This window comes from Burkholderia ubonensis subsp. mesacidophila, from assembly GCF_002097715.1.
In the GTDB taxonomy this organism is placed as follows: Bacteria; Pseudomonadota; Gammaproteobacteria; order Burkholderiales; family Burkholderiaceae; genus Burkholderia; species Burkholderia mesacidophila.
In genome coordinates, this window is sequence record NZ_CP020737.1 from 2507158 (window position 1) to 2530860 (window position 23703).

Annotated in this window: 17 protein-coding genes, 1 tRNA gene and 1 pseudogene; 6 read left to right on the forward strand and 13 right to left on the reverse strand. The window is 68.6% G+C overall.

Annotated elements, in window-relative coordinates; all coding sequences use genetic code 11:
• Window positions 1-23 precede the first annotated feature (23 nt).
• The 3 genes from B7P44_RS11730 to hrpA all read right to left on the reverse strand — a co-directional run bounded on the left by B7P44_RS11730 (window position 24) and on the right by hrpA (window position 6373).
• The gene (locus tag B7P44_RS11730) at window positions 24-998 is read right to left on the reverse strand and encodes a sterol desaturase family protein (protein WP_084904176.1); all 975 of its coding nucleotides are present in this window, start codon (window positions 996-998) and stop codon (window positions 24-26) included.
• Between the two features lie 16 nt (window positions 999-1014).
• Window positions 1015-2004, reverse strand: coding sequence for a YVTN family beta-propeller repeat protein (locus B7P44_RS11735; RefSeq protein ID WP_084904178.1), 990 nt, complete (start codon window positions 2002-2004; stop codon window positions 1015-1017).
• Window positions 2005-2161: 157 nt separating this feature from the next.
• Complete coding sequence (gene hrpA, locus B7P44_RS11740) at window positions 2162-6373, reverse strand: ATP-dependent RNA helicase HrpA (protein WP_084904180.1); 4212 nt, start codon at window positions 6371-6373, stop codon at window positions 2162-2164.
• Between the two features lie 23 nt (window positions 6374-6396).
• Between hrpA and argA the strand changes: the two genes are divergently transcribed.
• On the forward strand, window positions 6397-7776 hold the full coding sequence (argA, locus tag B7P44_RS11745; RefSeq protein ID WP_084904183.1) for an amino-acid N-acetyltransferase: 1380 nt from the start codon (window positions 6397-6399) through the stop codon (window positions 7774-7776).
• 43 nt (window positions 7777-7819) lie between these two features.
• Window positions 7820-8095: an oxidative damage protection protein gene (locus B7P44_RS11750; RefSeq protein ID WP_084904186.1), complete on the forward strand. Its 276-nt coding sequence runs from the start codon at window positions 7820-7822 to the stop codon at window positions 8093-8095.
• A 115-nt stretch (window positions 8096-8210) separates the two neighbouring features.
• Here the strand turns inward: B7P44_RS11750 and B7P44_RS11755 are convergent, their stop codons facing one another.
• The 3 genes from B7P44_RS11755 to B7P44_RS11765 form a co-directional block, all read right to left on the reverse strand.
• A complete protein-coding gene (locus tag B7P44_RS11755; RefSeq protein ID WP_084906615.1) occupies window positions 8211-9608 on the reverse strand; it encodes an MFS transporter in 1398 nt (465 codons plus the stop codon).
• A 105-nt stretch (window positions 9609-9713) separates the two neighbouring features.
• Window positions 9714-10907: a CaiB/BaiF CoA transferase family protein gene (locus B7P44_RS11760; protein ID WP_084904188.1), complete on the reverse strand. Its 1194-nt coding sequence runs from the start codon at window positions 10905-10907 to the stop codon at window positions 9714-9716.
• Window positions 10904-12664 carry an acyl-CoA dehydrogenase family protein gene (locus B7P44_RS11765; RefSeq protein WP_084904191.1) on the reverse strand — a complete coding sequence of 587 codons (1761 nt, stop codon included), beginning with the start codon at window positions 12662-12664 and terminating at the stop codon, window positions 10904-10906. Before B7P44_RS11765 ends, B7P44_RS11760 begins: the two co-directional genes overlap by 4 nt.
• A gap of 128 nt (window positions 12665-12792) precedes the next feature.
• Between B7P44_RS11765 and B7P44_RS11770 the strand changes: the two genes are divergently transcribed.
• The 4 genes and pseudogenes from B7P44_RS11770 to B7P44_RS11785 all read left to right on the forward strand — a co-directional run bounded on the left by B7P44_RS11770 (window position 12793) and on the right by B7P44_RS11785 (window position 15329).
• Window positions 12793-13695, forward strand: coding sequence for a LysR family transcriptional regulator (locus tag B7P44_RS11770; protein WP_084904194.1), 903 nt, complete (start codon window positions 12793-12795; stop codon window positions 13693-13695).
• A gap of 18 nt (window positions 13696-13713) precedes the next feature.
• A pseudogene (locus tag B7P44_RS37815) lies at window positions 13714-13812 on the forward strand (Lrp/AsnC family transcriptional regulator); the annotation flags it as partial.
• Between the two features lie 83 nt (window positions 13813-13895).
• A tRNA-Val gene (locus B7P44_RS11780) sits at window positions 13896-13970 on the forward strand.
• 318 nt (window positions 13971-14288) lie between these two features.
• Window positions 14289-15329 (forward strand): acyltransferase family protein, encoded by a 1041-nt coding sequence (locus B7P44_RS11785; RefSeq protein WP_231716610.1) that lies wholly within the window; start codon window positions 14289-14291, stop codon window positions 15327-15329.
• Between the two features lie 67 nt (window positions 15330-15396).
• On the opposite strand, the gene B7P44_RS11790 is transcribed toward B7P44_RS11785, so the two are convergent.
• The 7 genes from B7P44_RS11790 to B7P44_RS11825 form a co-directional block, all read right to left on the reverse strand.
• Window positions 15397-16809, reverse strand: a complete 1413-nt coding sequence (locus B7P44_RS11790; RefSeq protein WP_084904199.1) for an aspartate aminotransferase family protein — start codon at window positions 16807-16809, stop codon at window positions 15397-15399.
• A gap of 28 nt (window positions 16810-16837) precedes the next feature.
• Window positions 16838-18175, reverse strand: a complete 1338-nt coding sequence (locus B7P44_RS11795) for a glutamine synthetase family protein (RefSeq protein WP_084904202.1) — start codon at window positions 18173-18175, stop codon at window positions 16838-16840.
• A 12-nt stretch (window positions 18176-18187) separates the two neighbouring features.
• Window positions 18188-18997: a gamma-glutamyl-gamma-aminobutyrate hydrolase family protein gene (locus B7P44_RS11800; protein ID WP_084906617.1), complete on the reverse strand. Its 810-nt coding sequence runs from the start codon at window positions 18995-18997 to the stop codon at window positions 18188-18190.
• 620 nt (window positions 18998-19617) lie between these two features.
• On the reverse strand, window positions 19618-20415 hold the full coding sequence (gene hutG, locus B7P44_RS11810) for an N-formylglutamate deformylase (protein WP_084906621.1): 798 nt from the start codon (window positions 20413-20415) through the stop codon (window positions 19618-19620).
• A 58-nt stretch (window positions 20416-20473) separates the two neighbouring features.
• Window positions 20474-21850: a formimidoylglutamate deiminase gene (locus B7P44_RS11815; RefSeq protein ID WP_084904204.1), complete on the reverse strand. Its 1377-nt coding sequence runs from the start codon at window positions 21848-21850 to the stop codon at window positions 20474-20476.
• Window positions 21851-21861: 11 nt separating this feature from the next.
• The gene (hutI, locus tag B7P44_RS11820) at window positions 21862-23085 is read right to left on the reverse strand and encodes an imidazolonepropionase (protein ID WP_084904207.1); all 1224 of its coding nucleotides are present in this window, start codon (window positions 23083-23085) and stop codon (window positions 21862-21864) included.
• Between the two features lie 4 nt (window positions 23086-23089).
• Window positions 23090-23701, reverse strand: a complete 612-nt coding sequence (locus B7P44_RS11825; RefSeq protein ID WP_084904210.1) for a HutD/Ves family protein — start codon at window positions 23699-23701, stop codon at window positions 23090-23092.
• Between the last annotated feature and the right edge of the window lie 2 nt (window positions 23702-23703).

Genomic DNA, 23703 nt, shown 5'->3' on the forward strand with positions numbered 1-23703 from the left:
GAGAGGAATGACGGGCGCCGCGTTCAGGCCGACGCCGCGCCGCGCTTCGCCGGGAACAGACGCCGGAAGATCCGCACGAACGCAAGCGCGTGCTGCGCGCAGAAGCCTTCGCCGTACGACACGCCCTCGATCTGCTCGCGGATGCCGGTCGGCTCGACCGTGCGGTTCCACGACGCGGTGCCGAACATCATGTCCCACCACGGGAACAGCACGCCGAAGTTGCAGCCATACTTGGTGCCTTCGTGCCCGTAGCCGACCGCGTGATGGCGCCGGTGGAACGTCGGGCTGACGAGCAGGCGCTCGCCGAGCCAGCCGAACGACAGCCGCGCATTGGTGTGCTGAATGCTCTGCGCGAAATTGGTGAGCGCGGTCAGCACGACGAACTGCGACGGCGACACGCCGATCACGAGCGCGATCGCCGCGAAGAAGCACGACTGGATCACGTCGTCGAGCAGGTGGTTGCGGTCGTCGCACCAGAGCGACATCTGCCGCTGGCTGTGATGCACCGCGTGCAGCTCCCACCAGATGCCGATCTTGTGCTGCCAGCGGTGATACCAGTAGCCGGCGAAGTCGAGCACGACGACATAGATCGCGAACGTGACGATCGGCTGCGACGTGACGCCCGGCCACAGGTAGTCGAGGTTGAAGTTCGCGATGCCGTGCAGGCGCAGCCACGCCTGGAAGTTGTCGAACAGCGGCTGCAGCGCGAAGAAGAAGAACAGCGAGTAGATGCCGAGCTTCGCGATCACCGTATAGATCACGTCGACCCGCACCGCCTTGCGGTTCGTCCATTTCTCGACCGGCCGCAGCGCCTCGAGCGGGCGCAGCAGCACGAACATCGCGACGATCTGCAGCGCGCCGACGATCACCCAGTAGAGCGCGTCGTAGGTGTCCTCGTCATAGTCCATCAGGTTGAACTTGAAGAGGAGCGGCTGCACGATATCGACGTACAGCCAGGTCTGGATGTTCGACACGAACGCGTCGATCAGGTGCAGCATCGTTCGCTCCCGTCCGTCACGCGCCGTTCGCCGCCTTCCACGGCGCGCGGTCGTAGAAGTAGATCCCGTGCGGCGAACGGCCGACGGCGATCGTCTGCACCAGCTTGCGCGACGCCAGGTCGATGATGCCGACCTTTTTCGCGAAGCGGAACGTCACCCACAGCGTCTTCTTGTCGGCGGACAGCTCCATGTCGTCGGGGCCGGGCAACAGGCCCGTGATGTCGCCGACGTTGGTGAGCGTGTTCTCGTCGATGATGCTGATCGTGTTCGCGACCCGGTTCGTGATCGCGACGTGCGTGCCGTCGGCGAGCGAGCGGAAGTTGTGCGCGCCCTTGCCGGTCTGGATCGTCTTCACGACCTTCTGGTTGCGCCAGTCGACGACCGCAACGTAATCGGCGCCCGTCATCCCGACCAGCAGGTACTTGTCGTCCGGCGTCAGCCACAGGCCCGCCGGCACCTTGCCGACCGGCATCTTCCACTTGACCGTCTGGGTCGCGAGGTCGACTGCCGCGATCTCGCCCGACACCTGCAGCGACACGAGCACCGTCTTGCTGTCCTTCGTGAACGCGAGGTGGCTCGGCATCACCGCGAGCGGCAGGCGCTTCGCGATCTTCACGTCATGGCCGTCGTAGCTGTAGATGTCGAGGCGATCGAGGCGCAGCCCGGTCGACACGAACCACTTGTGATCGGGCGAGAAGCCGAGCTGGTACGGATCCTCGATGCCTTCGACCGTGCGTTGCAGCTTGCCCGTCTTCGGATCGACGAACATTAGGCTGTTCGAGACCGAATTCGCGACGATCAGCGACGCATTGTCGGGCGTCGCCATCAGGTGATGCGGTTCCTTGCCGGTCGGCATCGTGCCGACGACCTGACGGGTCTGCTGGTCGATCAGGGAAAGCGTCGCTTCGGCGGAATTGAGGATGATGACGTTATTCGCGTGGGCGGCGGGCGCCAGCACGGCAGCGGCCAGCACGAGCGTGCGGCCGAGGGAAAGGAAAGTGCGCATGAAGACTCACGTCGTGGAACAGGCGTCATTGTAGAACGGACGACCACCCCCGCCGGTTGACGGAAACGGACGTTGCGCCACTTCGACGCATGGCCGGCGCGATCCGTTCCCGTCGCTTGTCTCAAAATTTTTGCTCCGCTTGGGGCGGGTTCACACCCTAGCGTTGCATCGACTCCCAGACCTTGTGCAGCCGCTTGACCGACACCGGCATCGGCGTGCGCAGCTCCTGCGCGAACAGCGAGATCCGCAGCTCCTCGAGCAGCCAGCGGAACTCCGCGAGGCGCGCATCGGCGACGCCGCCGCGCTGCGACACCGCGCGCTGGTACTGCTGGACGAGCGGCTGCAGGTCGCCGAACTGCTTCGCGTCGCGGGCCGGATCGGCCTTCAGCTTGTCGATCCGCAGCGCGATTCCCTTCAGGTAGCGCGGGAAGTGCGCAAGCTGAACGTAAGGCGTATCGATCACGAAACGCTTGCCGACCAGCGCCGACAACTGCTGCTGCAGATCGGCGTGCGCCTGCGCGAACGGCTTCGCCTGCGCAAGCTTCTTCGCGAGGCCCGCGTATTCGGCGAGGATCTGCCCGACGAGCCGCGCGATCTCCTGCGCGAGCAGGTTCAGCCGGCTCCTGCCCTCGTCGCGGCGCGCGTGGAAGTTCGCGTCGTCGTCGGGCAGCGGATCCTGCAGGCACGCGCGGTCGAGCGCGGTGTCGATCAACTGGTCGCGCAGCTCGTCCTGCGTGCCGAGCGACATGTATTGCATCGCCATCTCGCGCAGGCCCGGCAGGTTCTTTTCCAGATACTTGATCGGCTCCTTCAGCTGCAACGCGAACAGCCGCCGCAGCCCCGCGCGATGGATGCGCGCGGCCTCCTCCGGCGAATCGAACACCTCGACGTCGCAATGCGTGCCGCGGTCGACGAGCGCCGGGTAGCCGAACAGCGTCTGCCCGCGCCGGCGGATTTCCAGCAGCTCGGGCAGCTTGCCGAAGTTCCAGGTCGTCAGGTTCTCGTACAGCGCCGTCGCGCCGGCTTCCGCCGGGGCGGCGGTCTGCGGCGGCGCGCCCTTCCCGCTCTTGCCGACGCTTTTGCTCCCCTGCGCTGCGCCCGCGCCCGCGGACGGCGCCGCAGACGGGGCCGCATCGGCGTCGCCGCCGGCGGTGATCGTCGCCGCCGCTGCGATCTTCTGGAACTGCTGCTGCGCCTGCGCGCCGAGCTCGCTGCGCAGTTGCGCGAGATTGCGCCCCATCGCGAGCTGGCGGCCGTGCTCGTCGATCACCTTGACGTTCATGAACAGGTGCGCGGGCAGCGTCTCGAGCTTGAAGTCGCTCGTCTTCATCATGACCTGCGTCTGCGCGCGCACGTCGGCGATCAGCGCCTCGATGAGCCCGCCCGCACCGAAGCGCTCGCGCCCCATGCGCTCGACGAAGCCAGCCGCATACTCGGGCAGCGGCACGCAGTGCCGGCGCAGCTTCTGCGGCAGCGACTTCAGCAGCAGCTGCACCTTCTCCTTCAGCATCCCCGGCACGAGCCACTCGCAGCGGCGCGCGTCGACCTGGTTCAGCGCGTAGAGCGGCACCGCGAGCGTCACGCCGTCGCGCGGCGCGCCCGGCTCGAAGTGATACGTGAGCGCCATCTCGACGCCCGCCATCGTCGCGCGCTTCGGGAACAGCTCGGTCGTCACGCCCGCCGCCTCGTGGCGCATCAGGTCGTCGCGCGACAGGTACAGGAGGCGCAGCTTGTCTTCCGGCTGGCCGCCCTGCTTCACCTCGTCGCGATACCAGCGCTCGAACGCGGCGCCGGTGTGGATGCCTTCGGGAAGCGCCTGGTCGTAGAACGCGTAGATCAGCTCGTCGTCGACCAGCACGTCCTGCCGGCGCGACTTGTGCTCGAGCTGCTCGATGTCGGCGAGCAGCTTGCGGTTGTGCGCGAAGAACGCGAGCTTCGTGTCGAACTCGCCTTCGACGAGCGCGCCGCGGATGAACAGCTCGCGCGCGCGCGCCGGGTCCTGCTTGCCGAACGCGACGCGCCGCCGGTGGTAGATCGGCAGCCCGTACAGCGTCGCGCGCTCGAACGCGCTCACCTGCGCCGGGCGCTTTTCCCAATGCGGCTCCGACAACGCTTTCTTCAGAAGATGCGCGCCGACCTTCTCGATCCATTCCGGCTCGATCTTCGCGAGACAGCGCGCGTACAGCCGGCTCGTCTCGACGAGCTCGGCCGCCATCACCCAGCGGCCGGCCTTCTTCGCGAGCACGGAGCCCGGCCACAGGTAGAACTTGATCCCGCGCGCGCCGAGATAGTGCGGATCGTCGTCGGCCTTCAGGCCGAGGTTGCCGAGCAGGCCCGTCAACAGGGCCAGATGGACCTGTTCGTAGGTGGCCTCGACCTCGTTGAGCCGCCAGCCGTGCTCGCGCACGACGGTCAGCAGCTGCGAATGGACGTCGCGCCACTCGCGCAGCCGCAGGTGCGACAGGAAGTTCTGCCGGCATGCGTCGACGAGCTGGCGATTCGACTTCTTGTGCGCGACCGCCTCTTCGAACCACGCCCAGATCTTCAGCCACTGCAGGAATTCGGACCGTTCGTCGGCGAACCGGCGGTGCGCCTGGTCGGCCTGCTCCTGCGCTTCGATCGGCCGGTCGCGCGGGTCCTGCACGGACAGCGCGCTCGCGATGATCAGCACCTCGCGCAGCGACTGCTGGTCACGCGCGGCGAGAATCATCCGGCCGACGCGCGGGTCGAGCGGCAGCCGCGCGAGTTCGCGGCCGAGCGGCGTCAGCGCGTTGTCGTCGTCGACCGCGCCGAGCTCGTTGAGCAACTGGTAGCCGTCCGCGATCGCGCGGCCGGGCGGCGGCTCGAGGAACGGAAACGACTCGATCGCCGTCAGGTGCAGCGACTTCATCCGCAGGATCACCGACGCGAGCGACGAGCGCAGGATTTCCGGATCGGTGAAGCGCGCGCGCGCCTGGTAGTCGCTTTCCTCGTACAAGCGGATGCAGACGCCGTCGGCCACGCGGCCGCAACGGCCCGCGCGCTGGTTCGCGGCGGCCTGCGAGATCGACTCGACCTGCAGTTGCTCGACCTTGTTCCGGTACGAATAGCGCTTCACGCGCGCGAGACCGGTATCGACGACGTAGCGGATGCCCGGCACCGTCAGCGACGTCTCGGCCACGTTGGTCGCGAGCACGATCCGGCGCGCGTTCGACGCCTTGAACACCTTGTCCTGGTCGGCCGCCGAGAGCCGCGCGAACAGCGGCAGGATCTCGGTGTGCGGCGGATGGTGCTTGCGCAGCGCCTCGGCCGCTTCGCGGATCTCGCGCTCGCCGGGCAGGAACACCAGCACGTCGCCGGGGCCTTCGCGGCACAGCTCGTCGACCGCGTCGACGATCGCGTCCATCAGGTCGCGCTCGGCCTCGCGCGCGGTCTTCACGCGATCGCGGCTCGCCGTGCCCTCGGCATTTTTCACCGCCGGACGATCCTCGGCCACCGGACGGTAGCGCATCTCGACCGGATACAGCCGCCCGCTCACCTCGATCACGGGCGCCGGGCGCTCGTCGGTGCCGAAATGGCGCGCGAAGCGATCGGCGTCGATCGTCGCGGACGTCACGATCAGCTTCAGGTCCGGCCGCCTCGGCAGGATTTCCTTCAGGTAGCCGAGCAGGAAGTCGATGTTCAGGCTGCGTTCGTGCGCCTCGTCGATGATCAGCGTGTCGTACGCCTTCAGCAGCGGGTCGGTCTGCGTCTCGGCGAGCAGGATGCCGTCCGTCATCAGCTTCACGGACGCGCCCGGTGCGAGGTTGTCGGTGAAGCGCACCTTGTAGCCGACCACCTCGCCGAACGGCGTGCCGAGCTCCTCGGCGATCCGGCGGCCGGTCGACGACGCGGCCAGGCGGCGCGGCTGCGTATGGCCGATCAGGCCGGTGCCGCCGGCGCCGAGACCGCGCCCGAGATCGAGACAGATCTTCGGCAACTGCGTGGTCTTGCCCGAGCCCGTTTCGCCGCAGACGATGACAACCTGATGACCGGCGATCGCGCGCGCGATTTCGTCGCGCTTGCCCGACACCGGCAGGCTTTCGGGGTACGTGATCGGCGGGACGGGATTCGGCGGGGCCGCCCTAGGCGCAACGGCGGCGCGCGGCGGACGCTCGCGGCGCGGCGTGCGCTCACCCGTTGCTTGAGGCGCGTCCTTCGCGGCCGGCTGGCGCGCATCGCCGCGCCGTTCGTCGCCGCGCGGCCCGCGCGACGGCTGGCCCGCCTGCTTTTCCTGCTGCTGGCGCGGCGGCTGGCCCTGCTGCTGGTGCGCATCGGCCGCACCATCCGGGTGCCGGGCCGACGGCGCTTTGGCCCGCGTCGGCGCGGGACTTTTAGGTACATTCGACATGGGGGCGCATTATAATCCCGCCCATGAATTCCCAAACCGACCTCCCCCCCGCCCAGTCCGGCGCCGCGAACCCGCCGGCCGCCGACGATTCGGTCGCCAGCCACGCGCAGTTCGTCGACTGGATGCGCTCCGTCGCGCCCTATATCCACAAGTTCCGCAACAGCACGTTCGTCGTGGGATTCGGCGGCGAGGTGGTGCAGCAGGGGCTCCTGAACGCGCTGGTGTCCGACATCGCGCTGCTGCAGGCGATGGGCATCCAGATCGTGCTGGTGCACGGCTCGCGACCGCAGGTCGAGGAGCAACTGAGCCTGCATGGTGTCGAATCCGAGTTTTCGCACGGGCTGCGCATCACCGATGCGCGCGCGCTCGAATCCGCGAAGGAAGCGGCGGGCGAAGTGCGCCTCGACATCGAGGCCGCGATCAGCCAGGGCCTGCCGAACTCGCCGATGGCGCACGCGCACATCAGCGTCGTGTCCGGCAACTTCGTGACGGCGCGGCCGGTCGGGATTCTCGACGGGGTCGATTTCGCGCATACGGGCGTCGTGCGCAAGATCGACGCCGAATCGATCCGCCATTCGCTCGCGAGCCGCAAGCTCGTGCTGCTGTCGCCGCTCGGCTTCTCGCCGACCGGCGAGGCGTTCAACCTGTCGATGGAGGACGTCGCGTCCGCGGCGGCGATCGCGCTGCGCGCCGACAAGATCATCTTCCTGACCGAAGGCCCCGGCATCGTCGACGACGAAGGCGAGCTGGTCCGCGAAATGTCGCTCGACGCGGCCGCCGATCTGCTCGACTCGGGCAACATCCAGGGCGACGACGCGTTCTTCCTGAAGCACTCGATCCGCGCGTGCCGCGGCGGCGTGACCCGTGCGCACCTGATCCCGCAGTCGCTCGACGGCAGCATGCTGCTCGAACTGTTCCTGCACGACGGCGTCGGCACGATGATCTCGTACGAGAACCTCGAGAGCCTGCGCGAAGCGACGCCGGACGACGTCGGCGGCATCCTGTCGCTGATCGAGCCGCTCGAGTCGGACGGCACGCTGGTGCGGCGCGGCCGCCATCAGATCGAACGCGACATCGACCACTTCTCGGTGATCGAGCACGATGGCGTGCTGTTCGGCTGCGCGGCGCTGTACCCGTACCAGCAGGAGAAGATCGGCGAGATGGCGTGCCTGACCGTCGCGCCCGAGGCGCAAGGATCCGGCGACGGCGAGCGGCTGCTCAAGCGCATCGAGCAGCGCGCGCGGGCGCGCGGCCTCACGCACATCTTCGTGCTCACGACGCGCACCGAACACTGGTTCCTCAAGCGCGGCTTCGTGAAGGTAAGCGTCGACGACCTGCCGGAAGACCGCCGCAAACTCTATAACTGGCAGCGCAAGTCGCTCGTGCTGATGAAACAGCTCTGAGCGCCGCCGCCCTCCCCCCGACCGCTTACAGGAGAAGTACACGATGGCTCGAATGGTTCAATGCGCGAAGCTCGGCAAGGAAGCCGAAGGTCTCGATTTCCCGCCGCTGCCGGGCGAACTCGGCAAGCGCATCTACGAAAGCGTCTCGAAAGAGGCGTGGCAAGGCTGGCTGAAGCAGCAGACGATGCTGATCAACGAGAACCGCCTGAACATGGCCGACCCGCGCGCGCGCCAGTATCTGATGAAGCAGACGGAGAAGTATTTCTTCGGCGACGGCGCCGACCAGGCGTCCGGCTACGTGCCGCCGACCGAAGGCTGACGCGATTCGCGCGGCCGGCCTCGGCCGGTCTTGCAGCGAAAACGAAAACGGCACCGTGCGGTGCCGTTTTCGTTTTTGGGGCGGCTTTTGGGCGCGACAGCGCGCGCCGCGCCGCTCACCCCGCCGGCTTCAGCGCGCCGCCCTCGCCCGCCTGCTCCGGCCCGCTCGCCACGTCTTCGGCGCCCCACTCCGCCGCATCGCTGCGCTCGGCGCTCGACAGCTCGTCCGCGCGATGGCCGGTGCGGTTCAGCAGCGCCAGCATGCAGACGAGCGACACGCACGCATAGAGCCCCGACGCGATCGCGACGCCGACGATGCTGCCCGTCGCGTTGAGGATCGCCTGCGCGAGCACCGGCGTGCCGCCGCCGACGACGAGCGCGCTCAGCTGGTACGCGAGCGACAGCCCCGTGTAGCGGACGTTCGCCGGAAACACGCGCGCGAGCACGCCGCCGACCGCGCCGTAGAACATCGCCGACGGAATCGTCGACACGCACATGCCGGCGACGGCGATCCAGTACGAGCGGGTCGCGAGCGCATGGAACATCACAGGCATCAGCACGATCTCCGGAATCAGGATCCAGCACATCGCGCGCCGCATGTCGATCTTCGACACGAGCCATGCGCCGACGGGCTGCATCAGGAACTGCACGACGAGCGACATCGACAGGATCCCGAGAAACGTCCCCTGCGCGTAGCCGAGCTCCCGGGTCGCCCACGACAGCGCGAACGTGCTGCGGAAATACGTGACGTTGATGACCGGCAGCGTGCCGGCCGCGAGCAGCACGACCGGCCAGTGATCGCGCACCACGTCGCGCAGCGGCAGCTTCACCGTGCGCTTGCGCCGCAGCACGCGCCGCATCTCGGCCGACTCCTCGAGCTTCAGGCGGATCACCATGCCGACGGCCACGAGCACCGCAGACAGCAGGAACGGGATGCGCCAACCCCACATCAGGAACGCGGGCGTCGGCAGCGCGCTCAGCGCGAAGAACGCGCCGGTCGCGAGCAGGTTGCCGGTGGGCGAGCCCTGCTGCGCGAACGCCGCGTACAGGATGCTCCGGTGCTTCGGCGCGTTTTCGCTCGCGATCAGCACCGCGCCGCCCCACTCGCCGCCGACCGCGATGCCCTGCAGCACGCGCAGCACGACGAGCCCGGCCGGCGCCCACACGCCGATCTGCGCGTAGGTCGGCAACAGGCCGATCCCGGTGGTCGCGAGCCCCATCATCACCAGCGTGATCACGAGCGCGGTCTTGCGGCCGACGCGGTCGCCGAGATGGCCGAACACGATCCCGCCGAGCGGGCGCGCCGCGAAGCCGGCCCAGAACGTGACGAACGCGAGCAGCGTCGCGACGCCCGGGTTCATCCCGCTCGAGAAGAACACCTTGCCGAACACGAGCGCGGCGGCCGTGCCGTAGATATAGAAGTCGTACCACTCGATCGTCGTGCCGACGAACGCGGCAAGCGCGGCGCGGCCCGGCCGCGGGTTCGCGGCGGGAGGGGATTGCGGACGGGTCATCGATGTCTCCATGTCGGTAGTCGGTGGCGCGACTGCCGCGCGCCTTGTCCGGTTGGCCGGTTTGGCCGATTTGGCCGGGCGGTGCCGCCGGCCGGCGGCCTCGCGTCAGCCGGGCGCCTTCAGCACGCCGGCGTCAAGCAATTGCTGCTGCAGCGCCGGATCGACGCCGAGCCGGTCGAGCACCGCGCGCGTGTCGCGGCCCAATGCCGGCGGCGGCGAGCGGTAGGTCGCCGGCGTGCGCGACAGCCGGATCGGCGACGCGGTGCCGCGATACCGGCCGATTTCGACGAGCAGGTTCCGGTGCAGCGCATGCGGATCGCGCACGACGTCGGCGACCGTCTGCACCGGGCCGCACGGCACACCGGCCGCCATCAGGTCGCGCGCGAGCGGCGCGCACGCATGCCCGGCCAGCAACGTCTCCAGCGCGGCCTTCAGCTCGGGCCGGTGCGCGCAGCGGCTGCGGTTGTCGACGAAGCGCGGATCGTCCGCCAGTTCCGGCACGCCGAGATGCGCGGCGAGCCGCGCGAACTGCCGGTCGTTGCCGACCGCCAGGAAGATCGGCACGGTCGCGGTGCGGTAGCTGTCGTACGGCGCGATGTTCGGATGCGCGTTGCCGCTGCGTTCGGGCACGCGCCCGGCACCGAAGAAGTTCGGCAGATGCGGATGCAGCAGCGACACGCCGCAGTCGTAGAGCGCGATGTCGATCGACTGCCCCTGCCCGCTCCGCTCGCGCTCGGCCAGCGCGAGCAGGATGCCGGCGAGCGCGTTGAGCCCCGTCACCATGTCGACGATCGGCAGGCCGATGCGCATCGCGTCGCCGTCGCGCTCGCCGTTGACGCTCATCAGCCCGGCCATCGCCTGGATCACCGCGTCGTAGCCGGGCAGCCCGCCGAGCGGGCCGTCGGCGCCGAAGCCCGTCACCGCGCAGTGGATCAGCCGCGCAAAGCGCGGCCGCAGGTCGCGCGCGTAGTCCATCCCCCAGCGCGCTAGCGTGCCCGGCTTGAAGTTCTCGACCAGCACGTCGGCGTCCTCGAGCAGGCGCCACAGGATCGCGCGGCCCTCGTCACGCGACAGGTCGAGCGCGAGCCCTTCCTTGTTGCGGTTGACGCCGATGAAGTACCACGCGGTGTCGTCGAGAAACGGTGGCCCCCAGCCGCGCGTCTCGTCGCCCTCCGGCGGTTCGATCTTGATCACCTGCGCGCCGTGGTCGGCAAGCGCCTGCGTGCAGTACGGGCCGCCGAGCACGCGGCTCAGGTCGACGACCTTCAGGCCGGCCAGTGCGCCTTGCGCCCCGTTCATCGCTCGACCTCCGGCAGCAGGTCGAGCGCCGCGTCGAGCGAGACCGGCGCGCCGCGCAGCAGCGCGTCGGCCGTCGCCGCCTCGTCTCGGCGCTCGCCGCACGACGGCGCCGCGAGCGGATCGACGGGCAACAGCTTCTCGCGCACGATCAGGTGCGCGAGCGCGAGACGGCGGTAGTCCGGCGCCGTGCACGCGCCCTCGCATGCCATCAGGATCGCCGCGCTCGCGTAGTACAGCGCGGACGCGGCCTGGCGCACGCCTGCGTCGTCGCCGCTTGCCGCGACCTGCGCGAGCGCATCGGTTGCGCGCGCGAGCACGCGCCTGAGCGCGGTGCGGCTCGCGTCCGGCAACGGCGCCTGGCCGAGCCGGTCGGCGAGGAACGCATGCAGCGCGTCGAGCGCCCGCTCGCGCTGCGCGGCGCGCGCGACGTCGAGCGCGACGATGTTGCTCGTGCCCTCCCAGATCGAGCCGAGGTGCGCATCGCGCACGAGCCGCGCGTCGCTCCATTCCTCGATGTAGCCGGTGCCGCCGCGCACTTCCATTGCGTCGCCCGTCACGCGGCGCGCGTCGCGGCACGCGCGGAACTTGATCAGCGGCGTCAGGATGCGCACGCAGCGCGCGGCTTCGGCATCGCCGGCATCGGCCTGCTGCAGCAGCAGCGCGATCCGCATGAACATCGTGCGCGCGGCCTCGGTCGGCAGCAGCATCTTCATCAGCTGCCGCTGCATCAACGGCATCTCGATCAGCTTGCGGCCGAACGCCTCGCGATGCGCGGCGACGTGCAGCGCCTCGTTCATCGCGCGCCGCATCAGGCCCGCCGCGCGCACGCCGTTCGACAGCCGCGACATGTTGATCATGTCCGCCATCTGGTGAAAGCCGCGGCCGATCTCGCCGATCAGGTATGCGTGCGCGCCTTCGAGCGCGATCTCGCCGCTCGCCATCGACCGGCTGCCGAGCTTGTCCTTCAGCCGCACGATCCGGTAGCGGTTGCGCGTGCCGTCCGGCAGCGTCTTCGGCAGCAGGAACAGCGCGAGGCCCTTGATGCCGTCCGGCGCGCCGTCGGGCCGCGCGAGCACCATCGCGAGATCGGCGTCGGCGTTCGAGCAGAACCACTTGTCGCCGTACAGGCGCCATACGGTGTTGCCGTGCGCGTCCGTCTCGCGCGCCGCGCGCGTCGCGATCCGGCCGACGTCGGAGCCCGCCGCCTGTTCGGTCATGAACATCGCGCCCTGGTACAGCGTGTCGAAATCGCGCGACGCGAGCATCGGCAGATAACGCGCGACGAGTTCCGGCTCGCCGAAGCGGCGCAGCGTGCGGGTCAGCGAGTCGGTCATGCTGACCGGGCAGCACAACCCGAATTCCGCCTGCACGAACAGGAAGGTCAGCGCGTACTTGACGAGCGGCAACGCGGGTGCGCGCGGGTGGCTCAGCGACGCGAGCCCGAGCTCCGCATACGCGACGCGTTCGAGCGCGACGTAGGCGGGATGCTTGTCGATGCGCTGCACGGGCTCGCCGCGCCGGTTGCGATGCTCGAGCACCGGCGGATGCTTGTCCGCGCACGCGGCCCATTCGTCGAGCTCGCCGCTGACGCGCGCGCCGAGCGCGTGCAGCTGCGGTTCGAGTTCCGCATAACGCGCATCGCCGAGATGGAGCCTCAGCAGCACGCCCAGGTCCGGATCCGCGGTGAAGAAATTGATGCCCCGGGTGTCGGGGATATTGGACGCGCCGGGGGTCGGCGCGCGATCGGTGTCGTTCATGTCGGTGTCTCCTGCCCCATGCAAAGCGGTCCGATCAGCGTAGGCGCGGGATCGATAAGCGTCCAATACAGGATTTATTCGGTACGATAGACAGCGCTTATCGATGCCGAAGCCGGGGGGAAGACGCGATGGAACTGAAGCAGCTTCGATATTTCGTCGCGGTGGCCGAAGAGCTGCATTTCGGGCGCGCCGCCAAGCGGCTGTTCATCTCGCAGCCGGCGCTGAGCTTCGACATCCGCAAGTTCGAGGATGCGCTCGGCGTGCAGCTGTTTGCGCGCACCAGCAAGTCGGTCGCGCTGACCAACGCGGGCGAGGTGCTGCTCGGCGAGGCGCGCCGGCTGCTGCTGCAGGCGGCCGAGGCCGAGCGCCTGACGGTCCGCTCGGCGTCCGGGTACGCGGGGCGGCTGCGGGTCGGCTTCGTCCATTCGATGCTGTATCGCGGGCTGCTCGATGCGGTGCGGCGCTTCGAGGCCGACTACCCGGGCGTCGAGATCGTGCTCTCGGAAATGAACACGCAGGCGCAGGTGCAGGCCATCCAGCGCGGCCAGATCGACCTCGGCTACGCGCACTGGGGCCACTTCCCGCCCGAGGTCGATTCGACACCGATCTATGCGGAGCCGTTCGTCTGCTGCCTGCCGACCACGCACCCGCTCGCGCGGCGCCGGCAGGTCGCGCTCGCCGCGCTCGCGCACGAGCCGTTCATCCTGTTTCCGCGCGACGCGGCTCCCCACTATCACGACCTGATCATCGCGCAATGCGTGAACGCGGGCTTCAGCCCGGTGATCCGTCACGAGGCGCGGCTGTGGCAAACCATCCTGTCGATGATCGAGTTCGGGATGGGTGTCGCGCTCGTGCCGCGCGTGCTGCAGCAGGTGAAGAGCGACCGGCTCGCGTTCCGGCCGCTGAAGGATGCGCCGCTCGAATCGCGCACGCTCGAGCTGAAGCGCGGCGGCAGCGCCGAACCGGTCGCGCTGCGCTTTGCCGACTATCTGCGCGCGTCGATCGATGCGCTGCCGGCGCTCGCGGGGTGAGCGCCGGGCTGCAGCATCGCGGCCGGCGTGATGTTGATCAATTCGAGCATCGTGCTCGCGACGCTCAAGCGCGACGGGTCGATCCTCGATCTGGTCGAGCCGCCGACGGGCGACTGAGCCGGTTATGCGCAGGTCCGCAAAAAAATTTGCAGAAAGCACTTTACGAACCCGAAAAGCTCTGACATAATTTCATCTTCTTTGGGCGGTTAGCTCAGCGGTAGAGCACTGCCTTCACACGGCAGGGGTCACTGGTTCGATCCCAGTACCGCCCACCAAAGAATTCTGCAGTGAAAGTTCAACGGCTTAGCGTCAAAAGACCTAAGCCGTTTTCTTTTGCTGCGCGCCTTCCGATTCCGGTGTCCTTGGGTAGATTGATCTCGAAATATGCGACGGCCCGTCGACACCCGCTGCCCATTATCCTTCCCGCCCTCGCCCCGAGTTGCCCGAATCATGACTTCATGGGCATGGCGCGATTTCCGACCTCGCAGCCTTCATCTGCCCACCCGATAACGGGCTGCAGGTGATATCGCACGCTTCCGACGCTTTCTCGCAGGCAAGAAATGGCAACAACACGACGGTACGAATCGATACAAGTGCTGCGCGCGCTCGCGGCACTCGGGGTGGTAGCGTTTCACACCGAAGGAAACGTTGGCACGTATGGATGGGTCTCTCGCATCGTCCCGCACATCTCGAGATATGGCGAGCTCGGCGTTGACGTTTTCTTCGTCATCTCGGGTTTCGTCATTGCGCTCGTCAGCTATGGAGAACCCCGAGGGTTGCAGTCGGCACGGAAATTCCTGGCGGCTCGAATCGCGCGCATCGTGCCTCTGTACTGGACGCTCACCGCGCTGTTCGTCGCCCTTCTCGCCGTCGTGCCAACTGCCTTCGGGCACGCCCGACTCGACCTCTGGCATGTGATCACGTCATTCCTGTTCCTGCCGTCGATCAACTGGGCCGGCATCATCGCGCCGGTCATCAACGTGGGTTGGACGCTCAACTACGAAGCGTGGTTCTACGTGGTATTCGCAGTCGCGATATGCGTCACCCGCCGCCCGCTGATCGCGGTTGCGGCATTTCTCGGCTTCACATCGCTCCTGCGGCTCGCGCACGGCTCAAGCGTGCCGTTTCTCGTCTATACAAACCCCATCGTGCTCGAGTTCGTCATGGGCTGCTGCATAGGCACCTGCTATGCGAGAGGAAAACGCGTACCGCTGGCCACCGCGCTGATTGCGCTGCTGGGCGTCATCGCGTTCAGGATGATGTATGCGCCGACGTTGACCGACGGCAACCGTTTCATTGTGTCCGGCCTGCCGGCGTTCGCCATCGTGGTCGTGGCGCTCGCCTTCGAAGCGCGAATCCGCTGGAACACGTTATTCAGCAAGCTGGGCGACGCGTCCTATTCACTCTATCTGACGCATGTATTGTCGGTGCCGGTCACGCTGAAGGTCATTCAGATGGTCGACCGGCAACACAGGCTGCCCGGCGACCTCGTCTGCGTGGCGGTCGTGATCAGCTCGATTCTCGTGGCATTCGCTTGCCATCGACTGCTGGAACGCCCGATGACGCGATCGGTCGGACGCTGGTTGTCGCGACGAGCCGATGCGCCGAACGCTGCCCCTCGCATAACGGCCTAGCCAGGTCTCAGGTGGCTGGCGGCGTGGGTCGGACATGGCCGCCGCCAGACATCACATCCCGGCCGCGTCAGCCCCCCACCCGCTGCGCCGTCGCATCGAACGCCCGCTTCGCTTTCTCGACGATCTCGTCGACCTCGGCCTCGCCTACCACGAGCGGCGGCGACAGCAGCATCCGGTCGCCGGTCGCGCGCATGATCAGGTTGCCGTTGAAGCAGAAGTCGCGGCATATCATGCCGACCTCCCCGCCATGGTCGAAGCGCACGCGCCGCGCCGGCTCGCGCGCGAGCTGAACGCCGGCGACGAGCCCCGCGCCGGCAATCTCGCCGACGATCGGATGCCCGCCCAGCGCGTCGCGCAACCTGCGCTGGAAATACGGCCCGATGTCGCGCTTCACGCGCGCGACGATCCCTTCGTCGCGCAGCACCTTCAGGTTCGCGACCGCGACCGCCGCCGCAACCGGATGGCCCGAATACGTCATCCCGTGATTGAATTCGCCGTGCTCGATCAGCGCCTGCGCGACCCGGTCGTGCAACGCCACCGCGCCCATCGGCACGTAGCCGCTCGTCAGCCCTTTCGCGAGCGTCATCAGGTCCGGCTCGAAGCCGAAGTGCTGGTGCGCGAACCATTCGCCGGTGCGCCCGAAGCCGCCGATCACCTCGTCGGCGACGAGCAGGACGTCGTACTTGCGGCAAATCCGCTGGATTTCCGGCCAGTACGTCGACGGCGGGAAGATCACGCCGCCCGCGCCCTGGAACGGCTCGCCGATGAACGCGGCGACGTTCTCCGCGCCGAGTTCGAGGATCTTCGCTTCGAGCTGCCGCGCGCGCGCGAGGCCGAACGCCTCGGGCGTTTCGCCGGCTTGCGCTTCACCGAAGAAGTACGGCTGGTCGATGTGCACGATGTGCTCGACCTTCGACGGCATCTGCTCGTGCATGTAGTCCATCCCGCCCAGCGTCGCGCCCGCGATGGTCGAACCGTGATAGCCGTTCTTGCGCGAGATCACGTATTTCTTCTGCGGCTGGCCCTGCACGCGCCAGTACTGGTGCACGACGCGCAGCACGGTGTCGTTGCCTTCCGAGCCGCTGTTGCAGTAGAAGAAGTGGTTGAATCCCGGCGGCGTGACTTCGGCGAGCAGCTTCGACAGTTCGATCACCGGCGGATGCGTGGTCTTGAAGAACGTGTTGTAGAACGGCAGTTCCTGCAATTGCCGGTACGCGGCGTCGGCGAGTTCCTTGCGGCCGTAGCCGACGTTCACGCACCACAGGCCGGCCATCCCGTCGATGATCCTGTTGCCGTCCGAGTCCCACAGGTAAACGCCGTCCGCCTTCACGATCACGCGGCTGCCCGCGCGGTTGAGCGCGCCCATGTCGGAGAACGGATGAATATGATGCGCAGCGTCGAGCGCGCGGTATTCGGCGGTGGTGCGCGAGGCGGACTCGGCAGCAGGCCCGATCCAGGCCGATTCGTTGCGATAGGTCATGCTTCCTCCGGAGTGCGGTGGTGCGCGCTCACACGTGCAGCAGCAGATGCCGGCGCTCCCACGAGCTGATCACGCGGAAGAACGCCTCGTATTCGGTTTCCTTCAGCGCGAGATACGCCTTCACGAACTTGTCGCCGAGAATCTCCGCGAGCGGCGTGCACGCGGCCATCAGCGAGATGCCTTCCTCGAGATTGCGCGGCAACTGGTACGGCAGGTCGTAGCCGTCGGACGCGAGCGGCTCAGACGGCTCGAGCCGCTGCGTGATGCCGAGATAGCCGGCGGCGAGCGTCGCCGCGAAGGCCAGGTACGGATTGCAGTCGACGCCCGGAATGCGGTTCTCGACGCGGCGCGCGAGCGGGCTCGACTGCGGGATCCTGAAACCGACCGTGCGGTTGTCGTAGCCCCACTGCACGTTGATCGGCGCGGCCATGAAACGCGACAGCCGGCGGTACGAGTTGATGTACGGCGCGAAGATCGGCATCAGCGCCGGCGTGTACGTCTGCAACCCGGCGAGATAGCCGCGAAACAGCGGCGTCACGTCGCCTGTCGCATCGGTGAACAGGTTGCGGCCGGTCTGCGGATCCGCGAGGCTCTGGTGAATGTGCATCGCGGAGCCGGGCTCGCCTTCCATCGGCTTCGCCATGAACGTCGCGTACATGTTGTGCCGCAGCGCCGCTTCGCGCACCGTGCGCTTGAACAGGAACACCTGGTCGGCAAGCGCCAGCGCGTCGCCGTGCATGAAGTTGATCTCCATCTGCGCGGCGCCGACCTCGTGGATCAGCGTCTCGATGTCGAGCCCCTGCATCTCGCAGTATTCGTAGATGTCCTCGAACAGCGGATCGAACTCGTTGACGGCCTCGATCGAATACGACTGCCGGCCCGTCTCCGCGCGCCCGGTGCGGCCGACCGGCGGACGCAGCGGCAGGTCGGGATCGGCGTTCATGTCGACCAGGTAGAACTCGAGCTCGGGCGCGACGACCGGCTTCCAGCCCTTCTCGCGATACAGCTCGAGCACGCGGCGCAGCACGTAGCGCGGCGAGATCTCGACGGGCGAGCCATCGAAGTGCACGCAGTCGTGGATCACCTGCGCGGTCGGGTCGACCGCCCACGGGATCAGGCAGATCGTCGACGGGTCCGGCACGCACACCATGTCGGGATCGGTGACGCCGGTCAGCGTGCCGTCCTCCGGATAGTCGCCGGTGACGGTCTGCACCATCACCGCCTGCGGCAGCCGCATCGATTCGCCGGACTCGAACTTGTTGCGCGGGATGATCTTGCCGCGCGCGATGCCGGCCATGTCGGGAATGATCGCCTCGACCTCGGTGATGCGATGCTGCCTGAGGAATTCGTCCAGTGCGGGTTGCATGATCGGCCTCTTTCAGTCCACGTCATGTGCGGCCGGCGGCGCGGTTTCGCCGTCGACGGCCGCACGGATACGGTGCGTCATGCGCGCGCGGCACGCCGCGCCGAATGCCGCGAAGATGTCGCGTGACAGCGGCTGCTCCGCGAACCGCCATTCGGGATGCCACTGCACGCCGAGCGCGAACGCGCGCGCGCCGCGCACGCTCACCGCCTCGATCAGGCCGTCGGGCGCGCTCGCCTCGACGACGAGCCCCGCGCCGATGCGCGCGACGCCCTGGTCATGCAGCGAATTGACCGTCGCTTCGCACGCGCCGCGCGCGATCCGCTGCAGCAGGCCGCCCGGCGCGAAGCGCACGACGTGCGCGGGACCGTATTGCGCGTCGAGCGGATCGAACGGCGTCTCGCGATGGTCGGCGAACCCCGCGGTCGCATGCAGCCGCTGATGCAGCGTGCCGCCGTACGCGACGTTCATTTCCTGCATCCCGCGGCAGATCGCGAGCACCGGCACGCCGGCGTCGATCGCCGCGCGCATCAGCGGCAGCGCGGTCGCGTCGCGCGCCGGATCGTGCAGCGTGCCGGGCGCGCTCGCGTGCCCGCCGTAGCGATGCGGCTCGACGTTCGACACGCTGCCGGTGAACAGCAGCCCGTCGAGCACAGCGACGAGCGCGTCGACCGGCTGGCGCATGCCGAGCGCGGGCAGCACGAACGCGAGCACGCCCGCGCCGTCGACGAGCGCGGCCAGGTACTTCTCCCCCGCCGCATGCGCCGGATGCGCGCCGCGCATCATGCGATCGGCGGTCACGGCTACGACGGGACGCGGTCGCATGATGCCGCCTCCGATGACGTCGGATCGCACACGCGCGACGATTGTCGCGCCGACAAATGGCATCCGTGTGTTCGCGTGCGTGGCGCCGTCCGCGGATCGCCGCAGGCATGACGCTGCGGAACACGGTGCGGCTCGAATCGAATGAGGCAAACGGCGCTAGGGCAACAACGACGCGCTGCCGTCGCACCGGATCGCGCTGAACACGCGCGTGGTCACGAGATTGAAGCGGCGCAGGCCGCGATGGGACATGACGGTGAGGCGAGGCTCGCTGGGCAAGGCGGAATGCGTGCCGCGATCGGCATGCCGGAGCGGACCGGCATGCCGCGGCGCGCCCGCCGACGGACTTCGCGTCCGGTGGTTCGAAGGGCTGGCGGCTTTCACGATCGTACTCGACTGACGGATGAACGCAGAACACGTGTCGTATTGCAGCGCGCGGTTCCGACCGTGCAGCGACACGCAAGCAAGCCGTCGACTGTGACGACTTCCTGACATTCAGCTTATATCACCTAAAAATTGCGTCAAATTTTCAGGAATCCGTGCCGGTATTAACCCTGACAAAACAAAGGCGGCATCGATCCGCAGAATCGATGCCGCCTGGTGTGATGCGCCGCCGGTCGCGTTCAGCGATACGCGAGGGCGGTCTCGGCGAGCGTCTGCAGCAGCGGCGACACGCGCGCGGCGCGCGCTTCGTCGTAGGCGTACGGACGCGTCTCTTCCATGTACGTGATCTGCGCGAGCTCGAGCTGCACGGCCTGCACGCCCGTCTCGGGCACGCCGTAATGACGGGTGATGTAGCCGCCCTTGAAGCGGCCGTTCGCGACCGCCGTATAGCCGCCCTGCGCGATCACGCGCTCGGCCAGCGCCTCCGCAAGGCCGGGCGCGGCGCTCGCGCCGTTCGCGGTGCCGAAGTTGAAGTCCGGCAGCCGCCCGTCGAAGAAGCGCGGCACGTGCGAGCGGATCGAATGCGCCTCCCACACCAGCACGCGGCCGTGCTCGCGCTTCATGCGCGCGATCTCGCCCTGCAGCGCGTCATGGTACGGCCGCCAGTAGCGGTCGCGGCGGCGCAGGATCTCGTCGTTGCCGGGCAGCGCGCCGGCCGGATAGAGCGGCGCCTTGTCGAACGTGTCGACCGGCACGAGGCCGGTCGTGTCCTGCCCCGGGTACAGGTTCTCGTTGTCGGGCGGCCGGTTCAGGTCGACGACGTAGCGCGCATGCGACGGCACCAGCACCGATGCGCCGAGCGCGACGGCGAAGCCGTACAGGCGCTCGAGGTGCCAGTCGCAATCGTCGACGAAGCGCGCGTCGGGCGTCATCGTCGCGGCGATGTCGTCGGGTATGAACGTGCCCGCGTGAGGAATCGAGATCAGCAGCGGCAGCGTGCCCTGCTTCAGCGTGAATACAGCCGGTTGGTCGGTCATGTCGGTCCCGTGTCGGTCGGACGGCGCGCGCCCCGCGGCACGCGCCGGTTGCCGCGCGTCAGCGCAGCAGTTGCGCCAGCGCGGCGCGGTAAGCGGCATACGCGGCGGCTTCGTCGCGATGGCGGCGTTCGCGCACGACGCACGCGCCGCCCGTGTAGACGTCGCGCACCGGCGTGTCGCCGTGCTCGGCGAACACCGTGCCGGACAGCCACGCCGCGCTGTCGTGCTCGGCGATCGCCGGATGATCGGGATCGAGCACGAGCCAGTCGGCACGGCAGCCCGCGCGCAGCGCGCCGATCCGCCGCCCGCTCGCCTGCGCGCCGCCGGCCAGCGACGCGTCGAACAGGCGATCCGCGACGTAAGGCTGCGCGTCGCTCGCGAGCACGTTGCGCGCACGATGCACGAGCCGCTGCCCGTATTCGAGCAGGCGCAGTTCCGCGCGCCAGTCGACCGACGCATGGCTGTCGGAGCCGATGCCGATCACGCCGCCTTGCGCGAGATAGTCGACGGCCGGGAACACGCCGTCGCCGAGGTTCGCTTCGGTCGTCAGGCACAGGCCGGCGACCGCGCGGCGCTTCGCGAGCGCCGCGGTCTCGGCCGCGTCGACGTGCGTCGCGTGCACGAGGCACCAGCGCGCATCGACGTCGAAGCGATCGAGCAGCCACTGCACGGGCCGCGCGCCGTACGCGCGCACGCAATCGTCGACCTCGGCCGTCTGCTCGGCGATGTGGATATGCACGGGCGCGTCGCCGGGCAACCCGTCGAGCAGCGTGCGCAAGCCCGCTTCGGACACCGCGCGCAGCGAGTGCGGCGCGACGCCGTAGCGCAGCGCGCCATCCTCGGGCGCGGCGCGGCGCATCGCGTCGAGCAGTTCGAGCAGGCCGTCGGGCGTGTTGATGAAGCGGCGCTGGTCGTCGCGCGGCGGCTTGTTGCCGAAGCCCGCGAACTGGTACGACACGGGCAGCATCGTGATGCCGATGCCGGCCGCGCGCGCCGCGTCGATCACGCGCACGCCGAGCTCGGCGAGCTGCGGATAGCGCGAGCCGTCCTGCGCGTGATGCACGTAATGGAATTCGCACACCGACGTGTAGCCGCACTTCAGCATCTCGACGTACAGCCAGCGCGCGATCGCCGCGAGCGCGTCGGGGGTGATCTTCAGCGCGAAGCGGTACATCAGGTCGCGCCAGCTCCAGAAGCTGTCGGACGGGTTCGCACGGTATTCGGTGAGCCCCGCCATCGCGCGCTGGAACGCGTGCGAGTGCAGGTTCGGCATGCCGGGCAGCACGGGCCCGGCCGCGCGCGCGACGCCCGCCGGCGCATCGGTGTCGGGCGTCACCTCGGTCAGCGTGCCGGCCGCGTCCCAGCGCAGCAGCACGTTGCGGCGCCAGCCTTCAGGCAGGTAGGCGTGCGCCGCGAACAACGTCGTGTCGGTCATCGTGAGTTCTCTCATCCATTCGTGCGGCGAAACACGGTCGTCCCGCCGCGCACGACCTGCTCGCACAGCGGGCGGCCGATCCAGTAGGCGAGCTCCGCGAGCGAGCCGACCGACCACACCGCGAAATCGGCCTGGCGGCCGACGTCGAGCGCGCCGTGGCGGTCCGCGCGGCCGAGCGCCGCGGCCGCATGGCGCGTGACGCCCTGCAGCACTTCCGGCACCGTCATCCGGAACAGCGTGCAGCCGAGATTCATCGTCAGCAGCAGCGATTCGAGCGGCGACGTGCCCGGGTTGTGATCGGTCGCGAGCGCGATCGGCACGCCATGCTTGCGCAGCAGGTCGAGCGGCGGCAACTGCGTTTCGCGGATGAAGTAGTACGCGCCGGGCAGCAGCACGGCGACCGTGCCGGCCGCCTTCATCGCCTCGATGCCGGCTTCGTCGAGAAATTCGAGGTGATCGGCGGACAGCGCGCGATAGCGCGCGGCGAGCGCGGTGCCGCCCGCGTTCGACAGCTGTTCCGCGTGCAGCTTGACCGGCAGCCCGCGCCGCGTCGCGGCCTCGAACACGCGCTCGGTCTGCGCGAGCGAGAAGCCGATCCGCTCGCAGAACACGTCGACCGCGTCGACGAGCCCTTCGTCGGCGAGCGCCGGCAGCATCCGTTCGCACACTTCGTCGATGTACGCATCCGCGCGGCCCGCATATTCGGGCGGCAACGCGTGCGCGCCGAGGAAGGTCGTGCAGACGCTCACCGGGAAGCGCTCGCCGAGCTGGCGCGCGACGCGCAGCATCTTGCGCTCGCTCGCGAGGTCGAGCCCGTAGCCCGACTTGATCTCGATCGCGGTCACGCCTTCGGCGAGCAGCGGCTGCAGGCGCGCGGCGGCCTGCACGAACAGCGTCGTCTCGTCGGCCGCGCGCGTCGCGCGCACCGTCGACACGATCCCGCCGCCCTGCCGCGCGATTTCTTCATAGCTGACGCCCGCGAGGCGCTGCGCGAATTCGTCCGCGCGCGTGCCGCCGTACACGAGGTGCGTGTGGCAGTCGACGAGCCCCGGCGTCACCCACGCGCCGTGCAGGTCCTCGCGCGTCCAGTGCGCATAGCCGTGCGGCAGCGCGGAGAACGCGCCGAGCCAGACGATCGTGCCGGTTTCGTCGACGGCGATCGCCGCGTCGTCGATCGTCTCGTCGGGATGGCCGTGCGGACACAGCCTCAGGTGATGCCAGACAGTCGGTTTCATGCGTTCAGTTCGGATCGGTAGCGTCGAGCGATACGGCGAGCAGCGCGCCGTCGCCGCTCACCGCGACGTCAAGCGCACGCAGCGGCCCGTCGAGCCGCAGCGTGTCCATTTCATTCAGCGTATGGGTCGCGCCATCGAACGCGACCTGCACCGTCCCCGTCGCGCAGAACAGCAGCACGGTGTCCGCGCGCTCGATGCGATGCGGGCCGGCGCGCCACGCGGCGACCAATCCGCGCGTGGTCGCACGGCGCGTCATCAGGTTGAAGTCGCGCGTCGGGCCGTCGTGCAGTGTCGCGTCGATCGCCGCCTCGCCTGCGAAATCCGCGCGCGCGAGCGGCGCGTCGAGCACGTGATGCGCGCCGCCGTCGCCCGCGAGCGTCATGCCCGCGCCGGACAGCAGCACCAGCGTGCGGTCGACGCCTTCGAAGCGCGAGAACGGCCCCGCCGCGGCGACGTCCGCGACGCTCACGCGCCACGCGAACGCGTCGAGCGCGGCGCCGGGCGGATGCGCGGCGATCTCGCGCGTCACGCCGCCGCCGTTCTTCCACGGCGACGCGACGAGATCCGACGAGCGAATCAGCGTCGCGTTCACCGGCGCCTGGTCGAGCGCCGTCATGC

Bases quoted from the DNA above. Each gene is read 5' to 3' on its own strand.
- B7P44_RS11795 (WP_084904202.1), bottom strand. From the start codon at position 18,175: ATGCAACCCGCACTGGACGAATTCCTCAGGCAGCATCGCATCACCGAG.
- argA (WP_084904183.1), top strand. From the start codon at position 6,397: ATGAATTCCCAAACCGACCTCCCCCCCGCCCAGTCCGGCGCCGCGAAC.
- B7P44_RS11730 (WP_084904176.1), bottom strand. From the start codon at position 998: ATGCTGCACCTGATCGACGCGTTCGTGTCGAACATCCAGACCTGGCTG.
- B7P44_RS11760 (WP_084904188.1), bottom strand. From the start codon at position 10,907: ATGAACGGGGCGCAAGGCGCACTGGCCGGCCTGAAGGTCGTCGACCTG.
- B7P44_RS11815 (WP_084904204.1), bottom strand. From the start codon at position 21,850: ATGACCGACACGACGTTGTTCGCGGCGCACGCCTACCTGCCTGAAGGC.
- B7P44_RS11825 (WP_084904210.1), bottom strand. From the start codon at position 23,701: ATGACGGCGCTCGACCAGGCGCCGGTGAACGCGACGCTGATTCGCTCG.
- B7P44_RS11735 (WP_084904178.1), bottom strand. From the start codon at position 2,004: ATGCGCACTTTCCTTTCCCTCGGCCGCACGCTCGTGCTGGCCGCTGCC.
- B7P44_RS11765 (WP_084904191.1), bottom strand. From the start codon at position 12,664: ATGAACGACACCGATCGCGCGCCGACCCCCGGCGCGTCCAATATCCCC.
- B7P44_RS11750 (WP_084904186.1), top strand. From the start codon at position 7,820: ATGGCTCGAATGGTTCAATGCGCGAAGCTCGGCAAGGAAGCCGAAGGT.
- B7P44_RS11755 (WP_084906615.1), bottom strand. From the start codon at position 9,608: ATGACCCGTCCGCAATCCCCTCCCGCCGCGAACCCGCGGCCGGGCCGC.
- B7P44_RS11770 (WP_084904194.1), top strand. From the start codon at position 12,793: ATGGAACTGAAGCAGCTTCGATATTTCGTCGCGGTGGCCGAAGAGCTG.
- hutG (WP_084906621.1), bottom strand. From the start codon at position 20,415: ATGACCGACCAACCGGCTGTATTCACGCTGAAGCAGGGCACGCTGCCG.
- hrpA (WP_084904180.1), bottom strand. From the start codon at position 6,373: ATGTCGAATGTACCTAAAAGTCCCGCGCCGACGCGGGCCAAAGCGCCG.
- B7P44_RS11790 (WP_084904199.1), bottom strand. From the start codon at position 16,809: ATGACCTATCGCAACGAATCGGCCTGGATCGGGCCTGCTGCCGAGTCC.
- B7P44_RS11800 (WP_084906617.1), bottom strand. From the start codon at position 18,997: ATGCGACCGCGTCCCGTCGTAGCCGTGACCGCCGATCGCATGATGCGC.
- hutI (WP_084904207.1), bottom strand. From the start codon at position 23,085: ATGAAACCGACTGTCTGGCATCACCTGAGGCTGTGTCCGCACGGCCAT.